This is a genomic window from Rhizobium sp. BK456 (genome assembly GCF_014194045.1).
GTDB classification, from domain to species: domain Bacteria; phylum Pseudomonadota; class Alphaproteobacteria; order Rhizobiales; family Rhizobiaceae; genus Rhizobium; species Rhizobium redzepovicii.
The window spans coordinates 58,316-76,781 of sequence record NZ_JACIAO010000001.1 but is presented as its reverse complement, the minus strand read 5'-3'; the positions used below and the strand labels follow the sequence as shown (position 1 = coordinate 76,781).

General features: G+C 62.7%; 19 protein-coding genes. 10 read left to right on the top strand and 9 right to left on the bottom strand.

Features of this window, described 5'->3' with window-relative positions; translation table 11 throughout:
* Nucleotides 1-31: 31 nt before the first annotated feature.
* Nucleotides 32-1,330 (bottom strand): multidrug efflux MFS transporter, encoded by a 1,299-nt coding sequence (locus FHX03_RS00430; RefSeq protein WP_183851958.1) that lies wholly within the window; start codon nt 1,328-1,330, stop codon nt 32-34.
* A 115-nt stretch (nt 1,331-1,445) separates the two neighbouring features.
* Here FHX03_RS00430 and FHX03_RS00425 point away from each other — a divergent pair, with 115 nt between their 5' ends.
* Nucleotides 1,446-1,787, top strand: coding sequence for a nuclear transport factor 2 family protein (locus FHX03_RS00425; RefSeq protein WP_183851956.1), 342 nt, complete (start codon nt 1,446-1,448; stop codon nt 1,785-1,787).
* 98 nt (nt 1,788-1,885) lie between these two features.
* On the opposite strand, the gene FHX03_RS00420 is transcribed toward FHX03_RS00425, so the two are convergent.
* The 3 genes from FHX03_RS00420 to FHX03_RS00410 form a co-directional block, all read right to left on the bottom strand.
* The gene (locus FHX03_RS00420) at nt 1,886-2,617 is read right to left on the bottom strand and encodes a sulfite exporter TauE/SafE family protein (protein ID WP_012557008.1); all 732 of its coding nucleotides are present in this window, start codon (nt 2,615-2,617) and stop codon (nt 1,886-1,888) included.
* A gap of 57 nt (nt 2,618-2,674) precedes the next feature.
* Entirely contained in the window at nt 2,675-3,328 is a 654-nt protein-coding gene (locus FHX03_RS00415; protein ID WP_183851954.1) for a class I SAM-dependent methyltransferase, read from the bottom strand.
* Between the two features lie 109 nt (nt 3,329-3,437).
* Nucleotides 3,438-3,764, bottom strand: a complete 327-nt coding sequence (locus FHX03_RS00410) for a hypothetical protein (protein ID WP_183851952.1) — start codon at nt 3,762-3,764, stop codon at nt 3,438-3,440.
* 213 nt (nt 3,765-3,977) lie between these two features.
* On the opposite strand from FHX03_RS00410, the gene FHX03_RS00405 reads away from it, so the two are divergent.
* A complete protein-coding gene (locus tag FHX03_RS00405; protein ID WP_003569477.1) occupies nt 3,978-4,580 on the top strand; it encodes a superoxide dismutase in 603 nt (200 codons plus the stop codon).
* A 138-nt stretch (nt 4,581-4,718) separates the two neighbouring features.
* Complete coding sequence (locus FHX03_RS00400) at nt 4,719-5,564, top strand: metallophosphoesterase (RefSeq protein WP_183851950.1); 846 nt, start codon at nt 4,719-4,721, stop codon at nt 5,562-5,564.
* 196 nt (nt 5,565-5,760) lie between these two features.
* Here FHX03_RS00400 and FHX03_RS00395 read toward each other — a convergent pair whose 3' ends face one another.
* Nucleotides 5,761-6,453, bottom strand: coding sequence for a helix-turn-helix transcriptional regulator (locus FHX03_RS00395; protein WP_183851948.1), 693 nt, complete (start codon nt 6,451-6,453; stop codon nt 5,761-5,763).
* A gap of 130 nt (nt 6,454-6,583) precedes the next feature.
* On the opposite strand from FHX03_RS00395, the gene FHX03_RS00390 reads away from it, so the two are divergent.
* The 3 genes from FHX03_RS00390 (at nt 6,584) to FHX03_RS00380 (ending at nt 8,854) form a co-directional block, all read left to right on the top strand.
* Nucleotides 6,584-7,219 carry a LysE family translocator gene (locus tag FHX03_RS00390; RefSeq protein ID WP_097627629.1) on the top strand — a complete coding sequence of 212 codons (636 nt, stop codon included), beginning with the start codon at nt 6,584-6,586 and terminating at the stop codon, nt 7,217-7,219.
* A gap of 144 nt (nt 7,220-7,363) precedes the next feature.
* Nucleotides 7,364-7,804, top strand: a complete 441-nt coding sequence (locus FHX03_RS00385) for a c-type cytochrome (protein WP_097627767.1) — start codon at nt 7,364-7,366, stop codon at nt 7,802-7,804.
* Nucleotides 7,805-7,939: 135 nt separating this feature from the next.
* On the top strand, nt 7,940-8,854 hold the full coding sequence (locus tag FHX03_RS00380; protein ID WP_183851946.1) for a cytochrome c: 915 nt from the start codon (nt 7,940-7,942) through the stop codon (nt 8,852-8,854).
* 12 nt (nt 8,855-8,866) lie between these two features.
* Here FHX03_RS00380 and FHX03_RS00375 read toward each other — a convergent pair whose 3' ends face one another.
* Complete coding sequence (locus FHX03_RS00375) at nt 8,867-9,361, bottom strand: GNAT family N-acetyltransferase (protein WP_097627633.1); 495 nt, start codon at nt 9,359-9,361, stop codon at nt 8,867-8,869.
* Between the two features lie 260 nt (nt 9,362-9,621).
* On the opposite strand from FHX03_RS00375, the gene dmeR reads away from it, so the two are divergent.
* The 3 genes from dmeR to bla all read left to right on the top strand — a co-directional run bounded on the left by dmeR (nt 9,622) and on the right by bla (nt 11,956).
* A complete protein-coding gene (dmeR, locus tag FHX03_RS00370; protein ID WP_003587785.1) occupies nt 9,622-9,894 on the top strand; it encodes a Ni(II)/Co(II)-sensing transcriptional repressor DmeR in 273 nt (90 codons plus the stop codon).
* A gap of 23 nt (nt 9,895-9,917) precedes the next feature.
* Complete coding sequence (dmeF, locus tag FHX03_RS00365) at nt 9,918-10,937, top strand: CDF family Co(II)/Ni(II) efflux transporter DmeF (RefSeq protein WP_183851944.1); 1,020 nt, start codon at nt 9,918-9,920, stop codon at nt 10,935-10,937.
* Nucleotides 10,938-11,065: 128 nt separating this feature from the next.
* On the top strand, nt 11,066-11,956 hold the full coding sequence (gene bla, locus FHX03_RS00360; protein ID WP_183851942.1) for a class A beta-lactamase: 891 nt from the start codon (nt 11,066-11,068) through the stop codon (nt 11,954-11,956).
* Between the two features lie 222 nt (nt 11,957-12,178).
* On the opposite strand, the gene FHX03_RS00355 is transcribed toward bla, so the two are convergent.
* Together FHX03_RS00355 and FHX03_RS00350 are read right to left on the bottom strand one after the other, a co-directional pair.
* Nucleotides 12,179-14,518: a glucose/quinate/shikimate family membrane-bound PQQ-dependent dehydrogenase gene (locus FHX03_RS00355; protein WP_183851941.1), complete on the bottom strand. Its 2,340-nt coding sequence runs from the start codon at nt 14,516-14,518 to the stop codon at nt 12,179-12,181.
* A 142-nt stretch (nt 14,519-14,660) separates the two neighbouring features.
* The gene (locus FHX03_RS00350; RefSeq protein ID WP_183851939.1) at nt 14,661-16,163 is read right to left on the bottom strand and encodes a protein adenylyltransferase SelO; all 1,503 of its coding nucleotides are present in this window, start codon (nt 16,161-16,163) and stop codon (nt 14,661-14,663) included.
* Nucleotides 16,164-16,423: 260 nt separating this feature from the next.
* Between FHX03_RS00350 and FHX03_RS00345 the strand changes: the two genes are divergently transcribed.
* Nucleotides 16,424-17,866 (top strand): MFS transporter, encoded by a 1,443-nt coding sequence (locus FHX03_RS00345; protein WP_183777465.1) that lies wholly within the window; start codon nt 16,424-16,426, stop codon nt 17,864-17,866.
* Between the two features lie 58 nt (nt 17,867-17,924).
* Here the strand turns inward: FHX03_RS00345 and FHX03_RS00340 are convergent, their stop codons facing one another.
* Entirely contained in the window at nt 17,925-18,443 is a 519-nt protein-coding gene (locus tag FHX03_RS00340; RefSeq protein ID WP_183851937.1) for a DUF1697 domain-containing protein, read from the bottom strand.
* Nucleotides 18,444-18,466: the final 23 nt, after the last annotated feature.

Genomic DNA, 18,466 nt, shown 5'->3' with positions numbered 1-18,466 from the left:
AGTGTAAGCGGCTTTCTCAAGACATCATGCTCTAACTCGTTAATTTAGAACAGGATTCAGATTTTGGCCGATCCGGCCTAAAATCATCCAGTTCTAGGTCCGATGTCTGCGTATCTCTTGGCCGTACCAGCCAGGCATAGGCAGCACCCGCCACAAGCAGCACCGAGGTGCCGAGGAAAACCGCCCGCATGCCGATATGCCCGCCGACGAAGCCGCCGAGGATCGGGCCGGCCACCTGGCCGACATATTGCGAGGAGATGGAAAACCCGAGAATGCCGCCGGCCGCACTGTCCGGCACGCTGTGACGGATGACGGCGGCGATGCAGGGCAGCAGCCCGCCGAGGGCCGCGCCCATCAGGAAACGCAGGATGATCAGCTGCCAGGAGCTGGTGACGAAGGCCTGCGGGATCAGCAGCAGCCCGGCGACGGCGAGCGCCCCTGAGATCACCGGCCAATGACCGATCCTGTCGGCAAGCTTGCCGAGCCATGAGGCCGAAAGAATGCTGCCGAGGGCGGCCGCCGACATGACGATGCCCGAGATCATCGTCACCTCATCGGCGGCCGGCACGATCTGCTCGACATAGACGGTGATGATCGGCTCGATCGACATATTGGCGAACATCAACAGCATGCCAGTCGCCAGCATGGCGATGACAGGCCGTTTGTCGCCGATGGATTTCCAGCCGCCGCTCGCCTTGGCCGCCTGTTTGCGGGCCGGCGATTTTTCCTCTTTGATCAAGAAGGTCGTGGCGAGAAAGGCGAGAAAGATCATCGCCCCGGCGGCGAGAAACGTGCCGCGGATGCCGATCATCGGCGGCAGCGCCCCGCCGATCAGCGGGCCGACGAGATTGCCGGCCATGATGCCGGAGGAGAGGAGGCCGAGCGCCCAGGCCGAGCGGTCTTTCGGCGTCTGCGTCGCCACCAGCACCATCGAGCCGGAGGAATAACCGCCGGCAAGCCCGACAAAGAGGCGCAGCGCCACCAGTTGCCAGACATTGCCGGCCATGCCCATCAGCGAGATCGCCAGCGTCATGCCAAGGCTCGCGCGCACCAGCATCAGCTTGCGCCCGTAGATATCACCGAGCCGCCCCCAGAGCGGCGCGACCAGAGCCGCAGCCAGAAAGGTCGCGCCATAGGCGATGCCAGACCATTGCACGATCGCCGCATGGTCGCTGACGCCGAGTTCCTCGACATAAAGCGGCAGGAAGGGCAGCAGCAGCGTCATCGCGACGATGGTGGTGAAGGAGCCGATCAGCGAGATTGCCAGGTTGCGCTTCCAGTAGATCGAGCCTGCGCTAACGCTTGCAGCGTCCAATTGCTTATCGGTCATTCCGTGCCTCGGCATCGATCGTTAGGGCGCGATTGCGCCGAAACTGGATCATCTAGGATAAAAGTGCTAGATATACTGATTGCGAGATGCAATCGGTTAATCGGAGGATATTGCCATGAACGATATGCACACGCGGCAGCAGACCGTCCGCGATCTCTACGCCGCCTATCTGGAAGACCGCAAGGATAAAGTCGTCGCCATGCTGACGGAAGATTTCACCTTCTCCAGCCCGCGTGACGACCATATCGACCGGGCGACCTATTTCGAGCGCTGCTGGCCGAAGGAACCGTTCTTCCGCGCCATCCACATCGAATTCCTGGCGGTCGACGGCGACGAGGCAGCCGTGCGTTACCGCGCCGAAAAACTCGACGGCGGAAGCTTCGCCAACATGGAGAGTCTGCGCTTCCGTGGCGACAAGATCGCCTCCGTGGAGGTCTATTTCGGCCGAAATCTGTAGTCCGGTCCTAAATGCATGTCGCCCGGACGTGTGCAGCGGTTTCCCAGGCAAAGCGCGAAGCGCTTTTGCCGCAACGGCATGCATCAAAACAAAGAGCTTTAGAGGAGCCGTATTGCCGATGTCACGATGATGACCATCGAGACAGCCACCATCAGCGCCCGCACCGGCAGGCGCTTGACGAGGATCGCGCCGAAAGGGGCGGCGATGACGCCGCCGATGATCAGGCCGATCGCCGAATTGAGTTCCGACCAGCCGAGCGTGAGGATGAAAGTCAGCGAAATCGTCAGCGTCACCGCAAATTCGGTGAAATTGGTGGAGCCGATCACCCGCTTCAGGTCGTGGCCGCGGCCGACCAGCGTGCTGGTGACGACCGGCCCCCATCCGCCGCCGCCGATCGCATCGAGAACGCCGCCGCAAAAGCCGACGGGCGGCACCGCCCAGTCGCGAACCTCGCGCTTGGCCGGCGGCCGAAAGGCTTTGTAGAAAATCAACAGGCCGATCGCGATCAGATAGGCCGACACGAAGGGCGCGATCACCTTGCCGTCGATATTGGCCAGCAGATAGGCGCCGATCGCGCCGCCGATCATGCCGGCCGGTGCCAGCCGCGCCACCAGACGCCAGTCGACATTGCGGTGATAGGCATGCGAAATGCCGGACGCTGCCGTGGTGAACATCTCAGCCACATGCGTCATGGCGCTGGCATTGGCCGCCGGCACCCCGAAGGCCAGAAGGCTCGTCGTCGACAGCACGCCGAAGGCCATACCGAGTGCGCCATCGACAATCTGCGCACAGAAGCCCACCACGATGAAGAAGAAGATATCCGATGTCATGCGGTCCCCTCAGACGAACGGTAGCATCAGAATCCGCGATGCGGGAAAATTTTTAATTCAGGCGGAAAGTCCGCGCTGTTTCAGCCGGACGATCTTGAAGAAGCCGTTCGGAAAGACCGGCAGAATCTCGGCAGCGGAAAAATCGCCGTGCCGCTCGGCCCAGGCGAGGATGCGGTGGATGCGGAAAGCGGAGGACCAGCCGATGTGACGCACCAGCGGCGCCACCGCCGCCTCGATCGCGCCCTGCAGGCCGGCGCCGTCGCCGAGCTTGCTGGCCAGGATGATCTCGCCGCCCGGCCGCAGCACTCGGGCACATTCGTCGAGAGCCCGCTCGGGCTCGGGGATCAGCGTGATGACGAAGGGCAGGCAAACCGCATCGAAAGACCGGTCGGCAAAGGCGAGCGCATGCGCATCCATCACCTCGAGCGCGCTGATATGCTGCAGCTTCTCGCGACGCACCTTTTCGCGCGCCCGAGCGATCATGTGTTCGGAAATGTCGACGCCGGTCACCCGGCAGCGGCTGGGATAGTGCCTGAGGGTCAGACCGGTGCCGACGCCGACTTCCAGAATATCGGTGCCGGCCGCGGCTGCAAGCGCCGCCAGTTTGCGGTGGCCGTCGGCAAGGAGGCCGCGATAGACACGGTCATAAACCGGCGCCCAGCGCTGATAGATTTTCTGCTGATCTTCCGGCCTGCTGCGAAGCTCCGACATACCGCACCTCCCTGACGCCCAGACTTCAACTCCTAAGGGTAGCGTCCGGTTCCCTACGAAATGTGACCGAAGGCACAGATTCGCGGAGACAGCACGGTGCCGACGCAGCCTATTTTGGCGGCGTGAGGCCAAGCTGTTTGGCGTCCAGTTCGCTACCGATCTCCACGGTTTTCTTCTGCTTGTCGTAGACGCAGATCTGGGTAACAAGCCCCTTGGCGCCTTTCGGCTTGCCCGTCACCAAAGCCAGCCCGTAGCGGCTGGTGCCGAAGGGATCGACGCTGGCGGCAGGTCTTTCGAGCGTGACCGCCGCTTCCTTGCACTTGACCTCGACATCGGCTGCCAGCTGTTTCCAGGCATCGTCCGAAGAGGCATGCACCGTACCGGAAAGCAGCGGAAGTGCTGCCATGGCCAGAAGCGGGATTATATTCCTGTTCATATCGGGTCTCCGTTGCAGTGAATCGCCGGGGAAACGGTTTTCGAGGCGGGCATCCCAGGCGATTTGCACGACTGATTCCAACTCTGCAACTGAGGCAAATTTTCCTTCGACGGATCGTTTTTTGACATTTCGCTGGTTGCCTCTCCCCCGTTCCCCTCCTATGTTCCGCCACACCTGCCGATGACGCAATCTATTGCCAAGAGGAGATCTGACATGGCTTTCGAATTGCCTGAACTTCCCTATGATTACGAAGCGCTTGCTCCCTTCATGTCGAAGGAAACGCTGGAGTTTCACCACGACAAGCACCATAAGGCCTATGTCGACAACGGCAACAAGCTCGCCGCCGAAGCCGGTCTTTCGGATCTGTCGCTCGAAGACGTCGTGAAGAAGTCCTTCGGCACCAATGCCGGCCTCTTCAACAACGCTGCCCAGCACTACAACCACATCCATTTCTGGAAGTGGATGAAGAAGGGCGGCGGCGGCAACAAGCTGCCCGGCAAGCTCGAAGCGGCTTTCGCCTCCGATCTCGGCGGCTACGACAAGTTCAAGGCCGATTTCGCCAACGCCGGCGCCACCCAGTTCGGCTCCGGCTGGGCCTGGGTTTCCGTTAAGAACGGCAAGCTCGAAATCTCCAAGACCCCGAACGGCGAAAACCCGCTCGTCCACGGCGCCACCCCGATCCTTGGCGTCGACGTCTGGGAACACTCCTATTACATCGACTATCGCAACGCCCGCCCAAAATACCTCGAGGCCTTCGTCGATAGCCTGATCAACTGGGATTACGTCCTGGAGCGCTACGAAGAAGCCACGAAGTAAGCGGCACCAGACCCGCCGCGATGGGCGGCAATGTCGCAGCCTCTCTGAATTCGGCACCCGGCGCTCCAAGCGCCGGGTGTTTCGCTTTCAAAGACAAGTCGTCACATCCCTGTCACCGGCCGCTCCTAATCACGCTCCATGTCTTCCTCTGCTCTTCCCCTGTTCCGCTTCGGCATCATCGCCGACCCGCAATATGCGGCAATCCCGCCGCATGCGGCCATGGACCGCTATTACGCCAACAGCCTCGCCAAACTCGCCGAGGCGATCGAGCTCTTCAACGGCGAGGAATTGAGCTTCGTCATGACGCTCGGCGATGTCATCGACCGCAGCTTCAAAAGCTTCGACGACATCCTGCCGGTCTATGAGAAACTGAGGCACGAAGCGCTCTTCCTGCTCGGCAATCACGACTTCTCGGTCTCCTCGTGCCATCTCTCCGAAATCCCCGCACGTCTCGGCATGCCGTCGCCCTATTACAGCTTCCGCCGCCACGGCTGGCGCTTCGTCGTGCTTGACGGCAACGAGGTCAGCACCTTCGCGCCGCCCGAAGGCCATCCGCATCGGGCTTTGGCGACAAAGATGCTGGCGGACCTGCAGGCGAGGGGCGAAAGAAACGCCCATCCGTGGAACGGCGCGCTGAGCGACGAGCAGTTCGCCTGGCTCGGCGATGAGATCGCAAGCGCTGCCGCGGCCGGCGAGAAGGTGATCGTCATGAACCACTATCCGGTCTATCCCGCCGGCGAGCACGACATGTGGGACTGCGACCACATTGTCGCGTTGCTCGCCGCGCACGACAATGTCATCGCCTATTTGAACGGCCATAACCATGCCGGCAATTACGGCAAGGTCGGCGCCTGCCACTTCGTCAATTTAAAGGGCGTGGTCGATACCGAGAGCGAAAATGCCTTCGCCATTGTCGAACTCCACCCCGACCGCATCGAAATCCGCGGTTTCGGCCGCGAGGAGAACCGGACGCTGGTTTATTAGGCTGCAAGGGACTTCTTGCAAATCCAAGACCACTCCCCAACCCCTCCCCACAAGGGGAGGGACTAATCTGCGCCACGCTCCCGCCACCAAAACGCGATGCCACATGCGGTATCGTCAGAATTGAAGCGTGACGGGCGCGGCACGGTAGTCCCTCCCCCTTGGGGAGGGGAAAGCAGCAATCTCAAGTCTCACATTTTCACACCGGCCCAGCCTTCTCCGTCCACCCGCTCGTCCACAATTCCCGCAGCCTGTCGCCGTCGCCTTTGAAGAAATCGTTGCTTGCCGCACAGCGCTCCACCCGGTCGCTGCGGAAATTGCGGATGGCCTGGCGCAGTTCGCACCAGGCGACGATATTGGCGGTCTGCGAATAATAGATCAGCGCGATCGGTTGGATCGTCCGCTCGGTGGCGCGGCCAAGTTCGTCGCGGTAGCCGAGCATGAGCTTGCATTCGTCGCGGATCGCCCGGCGCACGATCGCGAGATCGAAGCCTGCCGGCTGCGCGGTCGAGCCCCAGGCGTAAAGCGCCTTCGTGTCCATCGCCTGGCGGAGCGGCGCCGGCACGGCGCCTGATATCTTCCGGTTGACCCGGCGCGCCGCCTGCTTCAGCTCCTCATCGGCGGTGCGTTCGAGCAGCGCCAGCGACAGCACGATCGCCTCCATCTCCTCGATCGAGAACATCAGCGGCGGCAGGTCGAAGCCCGGCCGCATGATGTAGCCGATGCCGCGCCCGCCCTCGATCGGCACCCGCATCGCCTGAAGGGCGGCGATATCGCGATAGATCGAGCGCACCGTCACCTCGAGCGTCTCGGCCATGACAGCCGCCGTCATCGGCTTTCTGGCGAGCCTTAGGATCTGAATGATCTCGAAAAGCCGCGAGGCCTTGCGCATTTTGCCTCTCCCATCCCTTAGGCTCCTGACAATACACTGTCAGTTGGGTTTGCGTATAGAGCCGCCTATCAGATTGAAATCAATCATGGTCTTTCAAAACGGCCCATGCACAGACAAGGCGGTAACTGACATGAACTACCACGAAAACCTCTGGCTCTTCTTCACCCTTCTCTTCGGCATCATCATCGTGCCGGGCATGGACATGCTCTTCGTGCTCGCCAATTCGCTGACCGGCGGCGTCAGGCGAGGGCTCGCGGCGACAGGCGGCATCATGGCCGGCGGCGCCGTACATTCGGCCTATGGCGCGGCCGGCGTCGGTCTGCTCGTCACCATGCTGCCGCAGCTTTTCAACGTTCTGCTCTTTGCCGGCGTCGCCTACATGGTCTGGATCGGCATTTCGCTGATCCGCAGTTCGATCACCGTCGAGGCGGTCGGGCCGGGAACGGCGCGCTCCGGCTGGCGCGCCTTCCGCCAGGGCGCCGTCACCTGTCTCGTCAATCCGAAGGCCTATATATTCATGTTCGCCGTCTATCCGCAGTTCCTGAAGCCGGAATACGGCCCGGTCTGGATGCAGGGCCTGATCATGGGCGCCATGACGGTAGTCACCCAGTTCGCCATCTACGGTACGCTGGCGATGACGGCCGGCCGCAGCCGCGATCTGCTCGTCGCCAATCCTGACGTCACGGCATTCGTCGGCCGTTTCGCCGGGCTGCTCCTGGTTGCGGTCTCCGCTTTCAGCCTCTGGCAGGGTTGGAAAAGCGCCTGAATTGCGAAGGCTTATCACATTGTTTTTATGATGATCCGGCAAAACGTGACTGCCCGGCAGGCGTGGATTTTGTCATGCTCCCGGTGCAGATTGGCCATCGGCCGCCTTGGCTCGGGAAAATGCAGAAAAGAAATGGAGAGGAATATGAATTGGAAAGCAGTAGCTGCCGCCGCAGCGATGGCAGGAATAGCCTTCGGTTCGGTGACCGCCGCCGACGGCACGCATGATTCGCGCATTGCCCTGATGAAGCAGATCGGCGGTGCGGCCGGCGCCTTGGGAGCCATCGCCAAGGGCACCAAGCCCTATGATGCCGAAGCGGTAAAAACGGCGCTGACGACGATCGCCGCAACGGCCAAGGTGTTCCCCGATCAGTTCAAGCCGGGCACGGAAACGGGCGACCAAGAAGCGAGCCCGAAAATCTGGGAAAACATGGACGACTTCAAGGCGCGCGCCGCGAAGCTCTCCGCCGATGCCGAAACCGCGCTTGCCCAGCTTCCGGCCGATGCCGCGGCTGTCGGCGCCACGGTCAACACGCTCGGCGCCAGCTGCGGCGGCTGTCATAAGGCCTATCGCATCAAGGAGTGAGCGATAGGCCATTCCCATCCGACACCGATCTGCGCCGCCTTGCCGCCGGCGCGGATCGCCTTATTCTCCGCCCGTGCGGGGCTGGTCGCAGAATCGGTCCCAATAGGAAAATCTCGGAAAAAGGGGAGGCGGGGCATGATCCGCAGGTTCATCCGGTTACTGCTCTGTCTGATCGGCGTCGCCGTGCTGGGCGGGGGTGCCTTCTATCTCGTTACCGCACCCGATACGCTGCCGGAAAGCCATTGGGCCGGTCTCGGCGCGCCGGATCCGGCAAACGGCCAGATGGTGTTCTGGGCGGGCGGCTGTGTCAGCTGTCATTCCGCCCCCGGTTCCGAAGGCGATGCCAAGCTGACGCTATCAGGCGGCCTGGCGCTGAAGAGCCCTTTCGGCACCTTCCACGTGCCGAACATCTCGCCCGATGAAAAGGCCGGTATCGGCGGCTGGTCGCTGGCGGAGTTCGGCAATGCGATGAAGCGCGGCGTCGGTCCAGGCGGCGAGCACCTCTACCCGTCCTTTCCCTATGCTTCCTATTCCCGCATGAGCGACAAGGACGTCAACGATCTCTTCGCTTTCCTGAAGACGCTGCCGAAGAGCGCAAATGTCGCGCCCCCGCACGAGCTGCCGTTCCCTTACAATATCCGGCTGGCGCTCGGCGGCTGGAAATTTCTCTATTTCAACGATCAGCCGCGTGTTGCGCTCGCCAAGAGCGATGACAAGATCAAGCGCGGCCAATATCTGGTCGAAGGCCCCGGCCATTGCGGCGAATGCCACACACCGAGGGATGCGCTCGGTGGCTTCCAGGCAGACCAGTGGCTCGCCGGCGCTCCCAATCCGGAAGGCAAGGGCCGCATACCCGATATCACGCCGGCCTCCAAAAGCATCGGCGGCTGGAGCGAGGCCGATATCGCCAGCTATCTCGAAACCGGCTTCACGCCTGATTTCGATAGCGTCGGCGGCTCGATGGTCGATGTGCAGCAGAACATCGCTCATCTTCCGGCCGCCGACCGCGAAGCGATCGCCGCCTATCTGAAGGCGGTGCCGCGACGGTAGCACAGACCTGCCTCAAGCGATCGACTGCATGTAGCGCATGCCGGTGACCGGCCGCGGGGTGAAATCCAGCTGTTCGTAGAAGCGGTGCGCCAGCACGTTTCCGGTGGCGGCGCTGACGGAGAGGTAGCCGCAGCCGGCCTTGCGCGCGGTCTCACGGGCTCGGTCGACGAGCAACTGGCCGGTGCCGTGGCCGCGATGGCCGTCGCGCACGAAGAGATGGTGCAGGTCCATGCCGCGTTTTCCCTCTTGCGCCCTGTAGAGCGGCACGAGAATGGCGTAGCCGATCAGCCCGTCGCCGGTTTCGGCGACCAGTGCATGGATCCACGGCAGTGGGCCGAAGAGGTCGCGCTCCAACTGCTCCGGCGTCGTTGCCGCGGCATCGCCGTGATGGGCTGCCAAGAGGGCGATCATCGAATTGAGTTCGGGCAGGTCGCGGGGCTTGGCGGCGCGGATCGTCACCACAGACGGGCGCATCAGTGAAATTTCGCTGTCTTCGATTTCGGTCATGGTCTTCGCGTCCTTTGATAGTCTGCCGTCAGGACGCTGCCGATACAACAAAGCCGCCTGACGGCGGCTTGTTGACAATATGATCTGTCCAGCCGCCCTTTACAGGTACAGCCAAAAATACGAGCGGCTCTGGTGCGCGTTTTTGATCATGGCGCATCAATCGTCGGAAATGCCGTGTTTGTCAAGGCCGATCGCCACGCGTCGGCAATGATCCCGTTTTTGTCTTTAATAGTATACCCCCCTATGCTATATAGGAACCCATGTCTCACACCACGCTGCAGAAAAAGAAACTCATCGCCCGCGTCAGCCGTCTGAAGGGGCAGATGGAGGCCGTCGAGCGGGCGCTGGAGGCCGAGCGCCCCTGCGGCGAAATCCTGCAGCTGCTCGCTTCCGTCCGTGGCGCCCTGACCGGGCTGACCGGTGAGGTGTTGGACGATCATCTGCGCGAACATGTGCTGAATGCCGAGGACGACGCCGCAAGGGCCGAAGCGGTCGAGGAAATATCGGAAGTCTTGCGAACCTATATCCGCTGAGTGCCGTGACGAAGGAGCCTGTAATGAGTACCGGGATCGAGAATGCCGGAGTGAACGCGCTGGAACATGATCATATCTTCCTCGGCGCCGACCATGCGGTGAACGAGCGGCGCATCTGGCTGGTAATCGCGCTGACGGCGGTGATGATGGTGGCGGAAATTGCCGCCGGCACCGCCTATGGCTCGATGGCGCTGGTCGCCGATGGCTGGCACATGTCGACCCATGCCAGTGCGCTTTTGATTTCGGCACTCGCCTATCTCTTTGCCCGCAAGCAGGCACGCAATCCGCGTTTCACCTTCGGCACCGGCAAGCTCGGGGATCTCGCCGGCTTCGCCAGCGCCATCATCCTTGCGCTGATCGCCTTGCTGATGGCCTGGGAAAGCTGGCTGCGCCTTGCAAATCCGGTGCCGATCGGTTTTGCCCAGGCGATCGCCGTCGCGGTGATCGGCCTTGCTGTCAATCTCGTCAGTGCCTGGCTGCTTGGCGGCGGCCACGCGCATGGGCATCACCACGGTCATCACGCGCATGGTCACCATGCGCGCCATCACGGCGATCATGCCCATCACGGTCATGTTGATCACGTCCACGATCATCACGCCCACGATCATCACGCAAAGCCAGGCGACAACAATATCCGCGCCGCCTATCTGCATGTCATTGCCGATGCCATGACCTCCGTGTTTGCAATCGCGGCGCTGACGCTCGGCAGCCTCTATAGCTGGCTCTGGCTGGACCCGATCATGGGCATCGTCGGCGGCCTTGTCATCGCCAACTGGTCCTGGAGCCTGATGAGATCCTCGGGCGGCGTTCTTCTCGACGTCGTGCCGCACGGCGAGACGTTGCCGGCAGAAATCCGCCATGCGATCGAGACGGAGGAAGACCGGATCACCGATCTGCATGTCTGGCAGGTCGGCCCCGGCCATCACGCCGCCATCGTCGCCGTTATCACCCCGGCGCCGAGAGAGCCGGCCTTCTACAAGGGCAGGCTTACGGCGCTGACGGAATTGTCGCATGTGACCGTCGAGGTCACGCGCGCGGCGTAATCGCCGCGGCGGACGACAAGGTTGCTCGGCGGCCGAATTACTCGCTCGGCGGCAACAAGGTTGCCGCGGGGACGAGATGCCGCCGCAATCGCGCCTTAGCTCTGTCCTCCTCACCGCCGGAGGATGTCATGGATCTCAGTCTTACCCGCCGCATGCTGATCGGCTCGGCGCTCTGCCTGCCTGTTTTGGGCCTGCCCGCCATTGCCGAGGACAAGGCCGGGGAGGACGACGACAACATCCAGAAGCGTCTTGCGGCCCTGGAAAAACGCACTGGCGGCCGTCTCGGCGTCTCGGTGCTCGACACTGACACGAGCATTTCCTTCAACTATCGCGGCAGCGAGGCCTTTCCGATGTGCAGCACCTTCAAGGCGCTGGCCGCCGGCTTCGTGCTTGCCCGCGCCGACAAGGGCGAGGAGAGCCTCGACCGGCGGGTGACTTACGGCAAGGATAAGCTGGTCGACTATTCGCCGCTCAGCGAAAAACATGCCGGTGCCGACGGCATGACCATCGCCGAGCTCTGCGAGGCGGCGGTGACGGTCAGCGACAATACGGCCGGCAACCTGCTGCTCGAAAGTTTTGGCGGCCCGGCTGGGCTGACCGACTGGCTGCGTTCGATCGGCGACGGCACCACCCGTCTCGACCGCACCGAACCGACACTGAACGAGGGAAGGAAGGACGATCCGCGCGACACGACGACACCGGATGCGATGCTCGACACGCTCGGCAACCTGACGCTTGGCTCGGTCTTGAGCGAATCCTCCGCAGATAGGCTGATCGCTTGGCTGGTGGCCAGCACGACCGGCGGCGAGCGGCTGCGGGCCGGCCTGCCGGCGGAGTGGAAAGTCGGCGACAAGACCGGCACAGGCCCGAACGGCTCCCTCGGCGACATCGCCGTCATCTGGCCCCCCGACCGCGGCCCGATCGTCGCCACCGTCTATATCGCCGAAGCGTCCGTACCGGTGAAGGAGCTCAATCCAGTCTTTGCCGAGGTTGGGCGGATGATTGTGGAGATGGTTTGAGTGCAAATGCAAAGGGCATGATCGACAGCTGTCAGGTTCGCGGGAAAACCCCTCCCCACAAGGGGAGGGGCTACCCCTGGGATGCCCGTCGCATTTTCATTTCTGCCGATGCAGCTTGTGACACCGTATTCTGGTCGCAAGGACCCCACCGCGGGTTAGTCCCTCCGTATGGCGAGGGGTTGGGGAGGGGTCTTGCTTCCGCAAGGAGCACGCGCTCCTCCATCACGGCAGCGTATAAGCAATCACATAATCACCGGGCTTCGTCCCGACCGAGCCGTGGCCGCCGGCGACCATGACGACATATTGTTTATTGTCGCTTGTCGTATAAGTCATCGGCGTCGCCTGGCCGCCGGCCGGAAGCCGGGCCTGCCAGAGTTCATGCCCGTTCGTCACGTCATAGGCCCTGAGATAGTTGTCGACCGCAGCACCGAGGAAGGCGACCCCGCCCTTGGTCAGCATCGGTCCGCCGATGCCGGGCACGCCGACTTTGAAAGGCAGGGGCAGTGGCGTCATGTCGTGCACGGTGCCGTTCTTGTGCATATAGGCGATCTTGCCGGTGCGCAGGTCGACGCCGGCGACATAGCCCCATGGCGGCGCCTGGCAGGGGATTTTCAAAAGCCCGAGGAACGGCCCCATGAAGACGCCGTAGGGCGCGCCGTCATTGCGGTTGAGCCCCTGTTCGCTGCCCTTCTCGTCCTGGCCTCTCGGCGGAATGTCGGCGGCCGGCACCAGGCGCGAGGTGAAGGCGAGATAGGTCGGCATGCCGAACATGATCTGCCGCTCGGGATCGACAGCCACGCTGCCCCAGTTGAAGGTGCCGAAATTGCCGGGGTAGACGATCGTGCCGACAAGCGATGGCGGCGTGTAGCGGCCCTCGTAGCGGTATCGGTGGAAATCGATGCGGCAGGCGAGCTGGTCGAACAGCGACACGCCCCACATGTCCTTTTCCTTCAGCGGCTCAGGCGAGAAGGTGAGGTCGGAGATCGGCTGCGTCGGCGAGGTGTGATCGCCGGAGACCGCGCCGCCGGGCGCTGCGATTTCCTTGACCGGGATGATCGGCTCGCCGCTGCGCCGGTCGAGCACATAGAGATCGCCCTGCTTGGTCGGGCCGACGAGGGCGGGAACCACCGTACCGTCCGGCTTGGTCAGATCGATCAGCGCCGGCTGGGCCGGTACATCCATATCCCAGAGATCGTGATGCACCGTCTGGCGCACCCAGCGCAGCTGGCCGCTGGCGATGTCGAGCGCGACGATCGAGGAGGAGAATTTCTCGACATTGTCGCTGCGGTTGATGCCGAGCTGGTCGGGCACCTGGTTACCGAGCGGGATGTAGACCATGCCGAGCGCCTCGTCGACGCTGAAGACTGACCAGCTGTTCGGCGAGTTGGTCGTATAGGTCTGGCCTGCCGCCAGCGGCGTTGTCACGTCGGGATTGCCGGAATCCCAGTTCCAGATCAGCGCACCGGTCTTGATATCGAAGGCGCGGATGACACCGGATTGCTCCTCGGTCGAATAATTGTCGTTCACCGCCCCGCCGACGATGATCTTGCCCGCCACCGCGACCGGCGGCGAGGTGGAATAATAATAGCCGGCCGGATTGTAGCGCATGCCGGTTTCCAGATGCAGTACGCCTTGGTCGGCAAAACCGGTGCAGACCTTGCCGTCCGCGGCATCGAGCGCGATCAGCCGCGCATCGGAGGTCGGCAGGTAGACGCGCTCGGCGCAGGGCTCGCCGGCGGCAACGGCAGGATCGGCATAATAGGTGACGCCACGGCAGGTCTGATGCTGCCGGTCGGGGTTCATGCCGGAGTTGGCGTCATATTTCCATTTCTCCTTGCCGGTTTTGGCGTCGAGAGCGATCGCCCAGTTGTGGGGCGTGCAGAGATAGAGCGTGTCCTTCACCTTGAGCGGCGTCACCTGATAGGTCGTCTCGCCGACATCGTCCGGTCGCTTGACGTCGCCGGTCTGGTATCGCCAGGCCTCCTTGAGGGTGGAGACATTCGCCGTTGTGATCTGGTCGAGCGGCGAATAGCGCTGGCCGAACGGCGTGCGGCCATATTGGTGCCATTCTCCATCCGGCACGTTGCCGCCGACGGCGGGGTTGGCGGCGACCGCATCCTTCGGCAGTTCTCCGGCAAGATCGTGAGGGTCCGTGGTCATCGAATAGAACGCGACGACGATGGCGAGAATGACCGGCAAGGCGAGCGGCCAGGGATTGGCGCCGTAGATGATGCCCGTCGGGCTGCGAAAGCCGAGCGGCCGGCGGATCCACGGCGTCAGCAGCCAGAGCCCGAGCAGGATGATCATGCCGCCACGGGGCCCAAGCTGCCACCAGTCGAAACCCACCTCCCAGATCGCCCAGGCGAGTGCTGCGACGACGAGCACAGCATAGACCCAGAGCGCCACCGCCTTGCGCATCAGAAGCAGACCGGCGGTGATCAGGAACATAAGCCCGGCGAAGAGATAGAAGACGCTGCCGCCGAGCGTGACGAGCCACAGCCCGCCGCCGCCGAGCGTAAGCCCGATGATGATGAAGAGGATGGAGGTGATGACGATCGCCATAAGGGCTGTCTCCCGCTGAGGTTAGCCGGGTGAAGATGCGGCGGAAAAGCTCCGCCGATCAGCCAGATAGCGCGAAGGAGATGCCTTTCAACGGCTGCATTTGCCGCAGGCAGACGTCACGGTATGGTTGTAGGAAACCCGCTCACGTCCCGCAGAAGGTCGCAAGCACCCGTTCGCTCGGCTTCGGCGGCTCCATATAAGCGGCAAAGCCGGGCTGGTCGTCATAGGGTTTCGCCAGCACTGTCAGCAGCGCCTCGAATAGCGAGAAATCGCTGTTCTCGACCGCCGCCTCGATCGCCTGTTCAACTCGATGATTGCGCGGGATAAAGGCCGGATTGACGCTGCGCATGGCCGTGGCGCGCTCAGCGGCCGTCTGCGGATCGCGCGACAATCTCTCGCGCCATTGCGCAAGCCAGGATCCGCAGGCCTCCGGCTCCCGGAAACTTGCGGCAAAAGCAGGCTCTCCGGCGATATCGCCGGCAAGATCCGACAGCCGCCGGAAGGTCAGGGTGAAATCGGCACTTTGCGTCTGCATCAGCGACAGCAGCGCCTGCACCAGTTCGAGATCGCCGTCCTCTTCGCCGGCAAGGCCGATCTTTCCCCGCATGCCGGCCAGCCAATGCGCCTGGAAGCGTTCGCCATAGGCCCGGATCACCGCATTTGCCTTGTCGACGGCCCCGTCCGGCTCTTCGTCGATCAGCGGCAGCAGCGTTTCGCCGAGCCTTGCAAGGTTCCATTGGCCGATGCCGGGCTGGTTGGCATAGGCATAGCGGCCGTGCTGGTCGATCGACGAGAACACCGTTGCCGGATCGTAGTTGTCCATGAAGGCGCAGGGGCCGAAATCGATCGTCTCGCCGGAGACAGTCATATTGTCGGTGTTCATCACCCCATGGATGAAGCCGACATGCAGCCAGCGGGCAATCAGCGCCGCCTGGCGCTCGGAGACAGCCGAAAACAGTGAAAGATATGGATTGTCGGCGTCTTTCAGGTCGGGATAGTGCCGGTCGATGACATAATCGGCGAGCGCCCGCACGCCCTCGGTATCGCCTCTGGCGGCGAAAAACTGGAAGGTGCCGACCCTGATGTGGCTGGCCGCCACCCGGGTAAAAACGGCGCCCGGCAGCACTTCTTCGCGATAGACCGGCTCGCCCGTCGTCACTGCCGCTAGCGCCCGGGTAGCCGGAATGCCGAGCGCAAACATTGCTTCGCTGATGATATATTCCCGCAACACCGGCCCGATTGCCGCCCGCCCGTCGCCGCGGCGCGAAAAAGGCGTAGGGCCTGCTCCCTTCAGCTGGATGTCGTAGCGCCTGCCGCTCAGGTCGATCACCTCGCCCAGCAGGATCGCCCGCCCGTCGCCGAGCTGCGGCGAGAAGCCGCCGAACTGATGGCCGGCATAGGCCATCGCCAGCGGTTCGGCGCCTTCGGGAACGAGGTTGCCGGAGAAGATCGCCGCCCCATCGCGGCGCAGCGCCTCGACATCGAGGCCGAGTTCGACGGCCAGCGGCTCGTTGAGCTTGATCAGCCAGGGTTCGGCCACCGCTGTCGGCGTCTGCGCCGCAAAGAAGCGGGCGGGCAAGCCGGCATAGCTGTTGTCGAATGGAAAGGGCGCGCCGGCCCGGTTTTTCTGCAGCGTGGAGGTCATGCTTCATAGGTAGGGCCGGGGTGGCTGCGGCGCAAGCCGGTTCGGATGAGTACCCCGCAGCCCTTCACGAAGAGCGGGCCGATGCAAGGAATCGTGATCTGCCTTTACCTCTCGGCAAAGCAGCTTTGCCATAAAGGACATAGCGCCGCCATGATCGCGGGCGTATAGAAAATCGTCTCCCCTTGGCGTTACGCCATGTCATCCCCCGCGGCCCTGCAGCCTCGTGTGCTCCGCCGCGCCACCGTGAGTGATCCCGGACGATGTCGGATCAGATTTACCAGGCGCCGATGGTTCGGCGCGCCGCGCCCAATTTCCGGGTGATCGCGATGATCGTCGCGAGTGCTATGCTGATGGAAAACATCGATGCGACCGTGCTGGCGACCGCGTTGCCCACCATGGCGCGCGATTTCGCCGTCAGCGCCCCGGCCATGTCGATCGCGCTGACCTCCTATCTGCTCAGTCTGGCGATCTTCATTCCGGCGAGCGGCCGGATGGCCGACAGTTTCGGCTCCCGCACCGTGTTCCGCGCGGCGATCGCCGTCTTCGTGATTGGCTCGATCCTCTGTGCGCTGGCGCCGACCCTGTCCTTCCTGGTCTTGGCGCGGCTGCTACAGGGTATAGGCGGGGCGATGATGATGCCGGTCGGGCGCCTGGTGCTGATGCGCAGCGTTGCCCGCAAGGATATGGTCAGCGCTATGTCCTGGTTGCTGGTGCCGGCGCTGATCGGCCCGATCGTCGGCCCGCCGCTCGGGGGCTTCTTCGTCACCTATCTCGACTGGCGCTGGATTTTTTATATCAACGTGCCGGTCGGCATCATCGGCATGATCTTCGTCTCGATCTATATCGACGAGGTGAAGGGCAAGGCGAGCGGTCCCTTCGATACGATCGGCTTCGTGCTCTCCGGCCTCTCGCTCGGCTCACTGCTTTTCGGCTTCGAAATGTCGAGCCACGAGGGCGAGGGCGCCTTCTCGATCTTCCTGATCGCCGTCGGCCTCATCTTCGGCATCGGCTATCTCAGGCATGCCCGCAGGCATCCCTCGCCGATCATGGATTTTTCGCTGATGAAGGTGCCGAGCTTCGGCACTTCGGTGATCGCCGGTTCGCTGACGCGCATCACCCAGGGTGCCCAGCCCTTCCTGCTGCCGCTGCTTTTCCAGATCGGCTTCGGCCTGTCGGCAGCCGCCGCCGGCCAGATCGTCATCGCCACCGCCCTTGGCGCGCTCGCCATGAAGCCGATGGCGAAGTTCGTCTTCAGCCGGCTGGGCTTCCGCCGCAGCCTCGTCCTCAACGGCATCTTCGGCACCGTCGGTTATGGTCTCTGCGCCGCCTTCCGGCCGGACTGGCCGATGCCGCTGATCTTCATCGTCCTGGTGCTCAGCGCCTTCTTCCTGTCCTTCCAGTTCACCGCCTATAACACCATCGCCTATGACGAGATCGAGAAAGAACGGATGAGCTCGGCCACGAGCTTCTACACCACCTTCCAGCAGCTCATGCTGTCGCTCGGCATCTGCATCGGCGCCTTGGCGCTGCACGGCTCGATGGCTTTCAACAATGTCGAAACGCCGTCGCTTGGCGATTTCTCCATAGCCTTCATCGTCGTCACGCTCATCTCGATCACCGCCACCATCTGGAACCTGCGCTTCTCCAAGACCGCCGGCGAGGAGATCAGCGGCTACAAGGCGAAACGGACGACAAGGGATTGACCATGTATAAAACAAAGGCTTGAGGTGCCTCGCTTGAATCAAATTCTGCGTTGGACACTCAGCCTTCCATCGCGGCCGCCATGTCCGCAAGCTTGCGCACGGTGTTGAGATTACGCGAGGTGCCGGACTTCAGCGCGGGGAACTTCAGCTTCGAGCGGCCGGACCCCTTGGGATAATGCACATAGATTTCGCGGGCGGCGAGCTTCGCTTCCTCGCCATCGGGCGCCACCATTTTATCGAGCGCATTTCCGGGCGGCTTTTCCGGCAGGAAATAGACGAGCAGGAAGTTCGGCTTGGCATCAGGGAAGGGCGCGTCGGCGGCAATCGCCTCGAGCGCCTTGCTGGTCCGCACCATGACGCCCGGCCGCTTGCCCATCTTCTGCCCGAGCGCCGCGTCGAGCTTTTCCTCCACGGCCGTTTCGGATGCATCCGAGCGGAAGAGCACATTGCCGCTCTGGATGTATGTTTTCACGTCTGAGAAGCCGAGGCCTTCGCAGATGGTCTTGAGTTCAGCCATCGGCAAGGCGCCGGTGCCGCCGACGTTCACGGCGCGGAGGAGGGCGATATAGACCGGCATTTGCTTCTTCCTCGGCACACCTC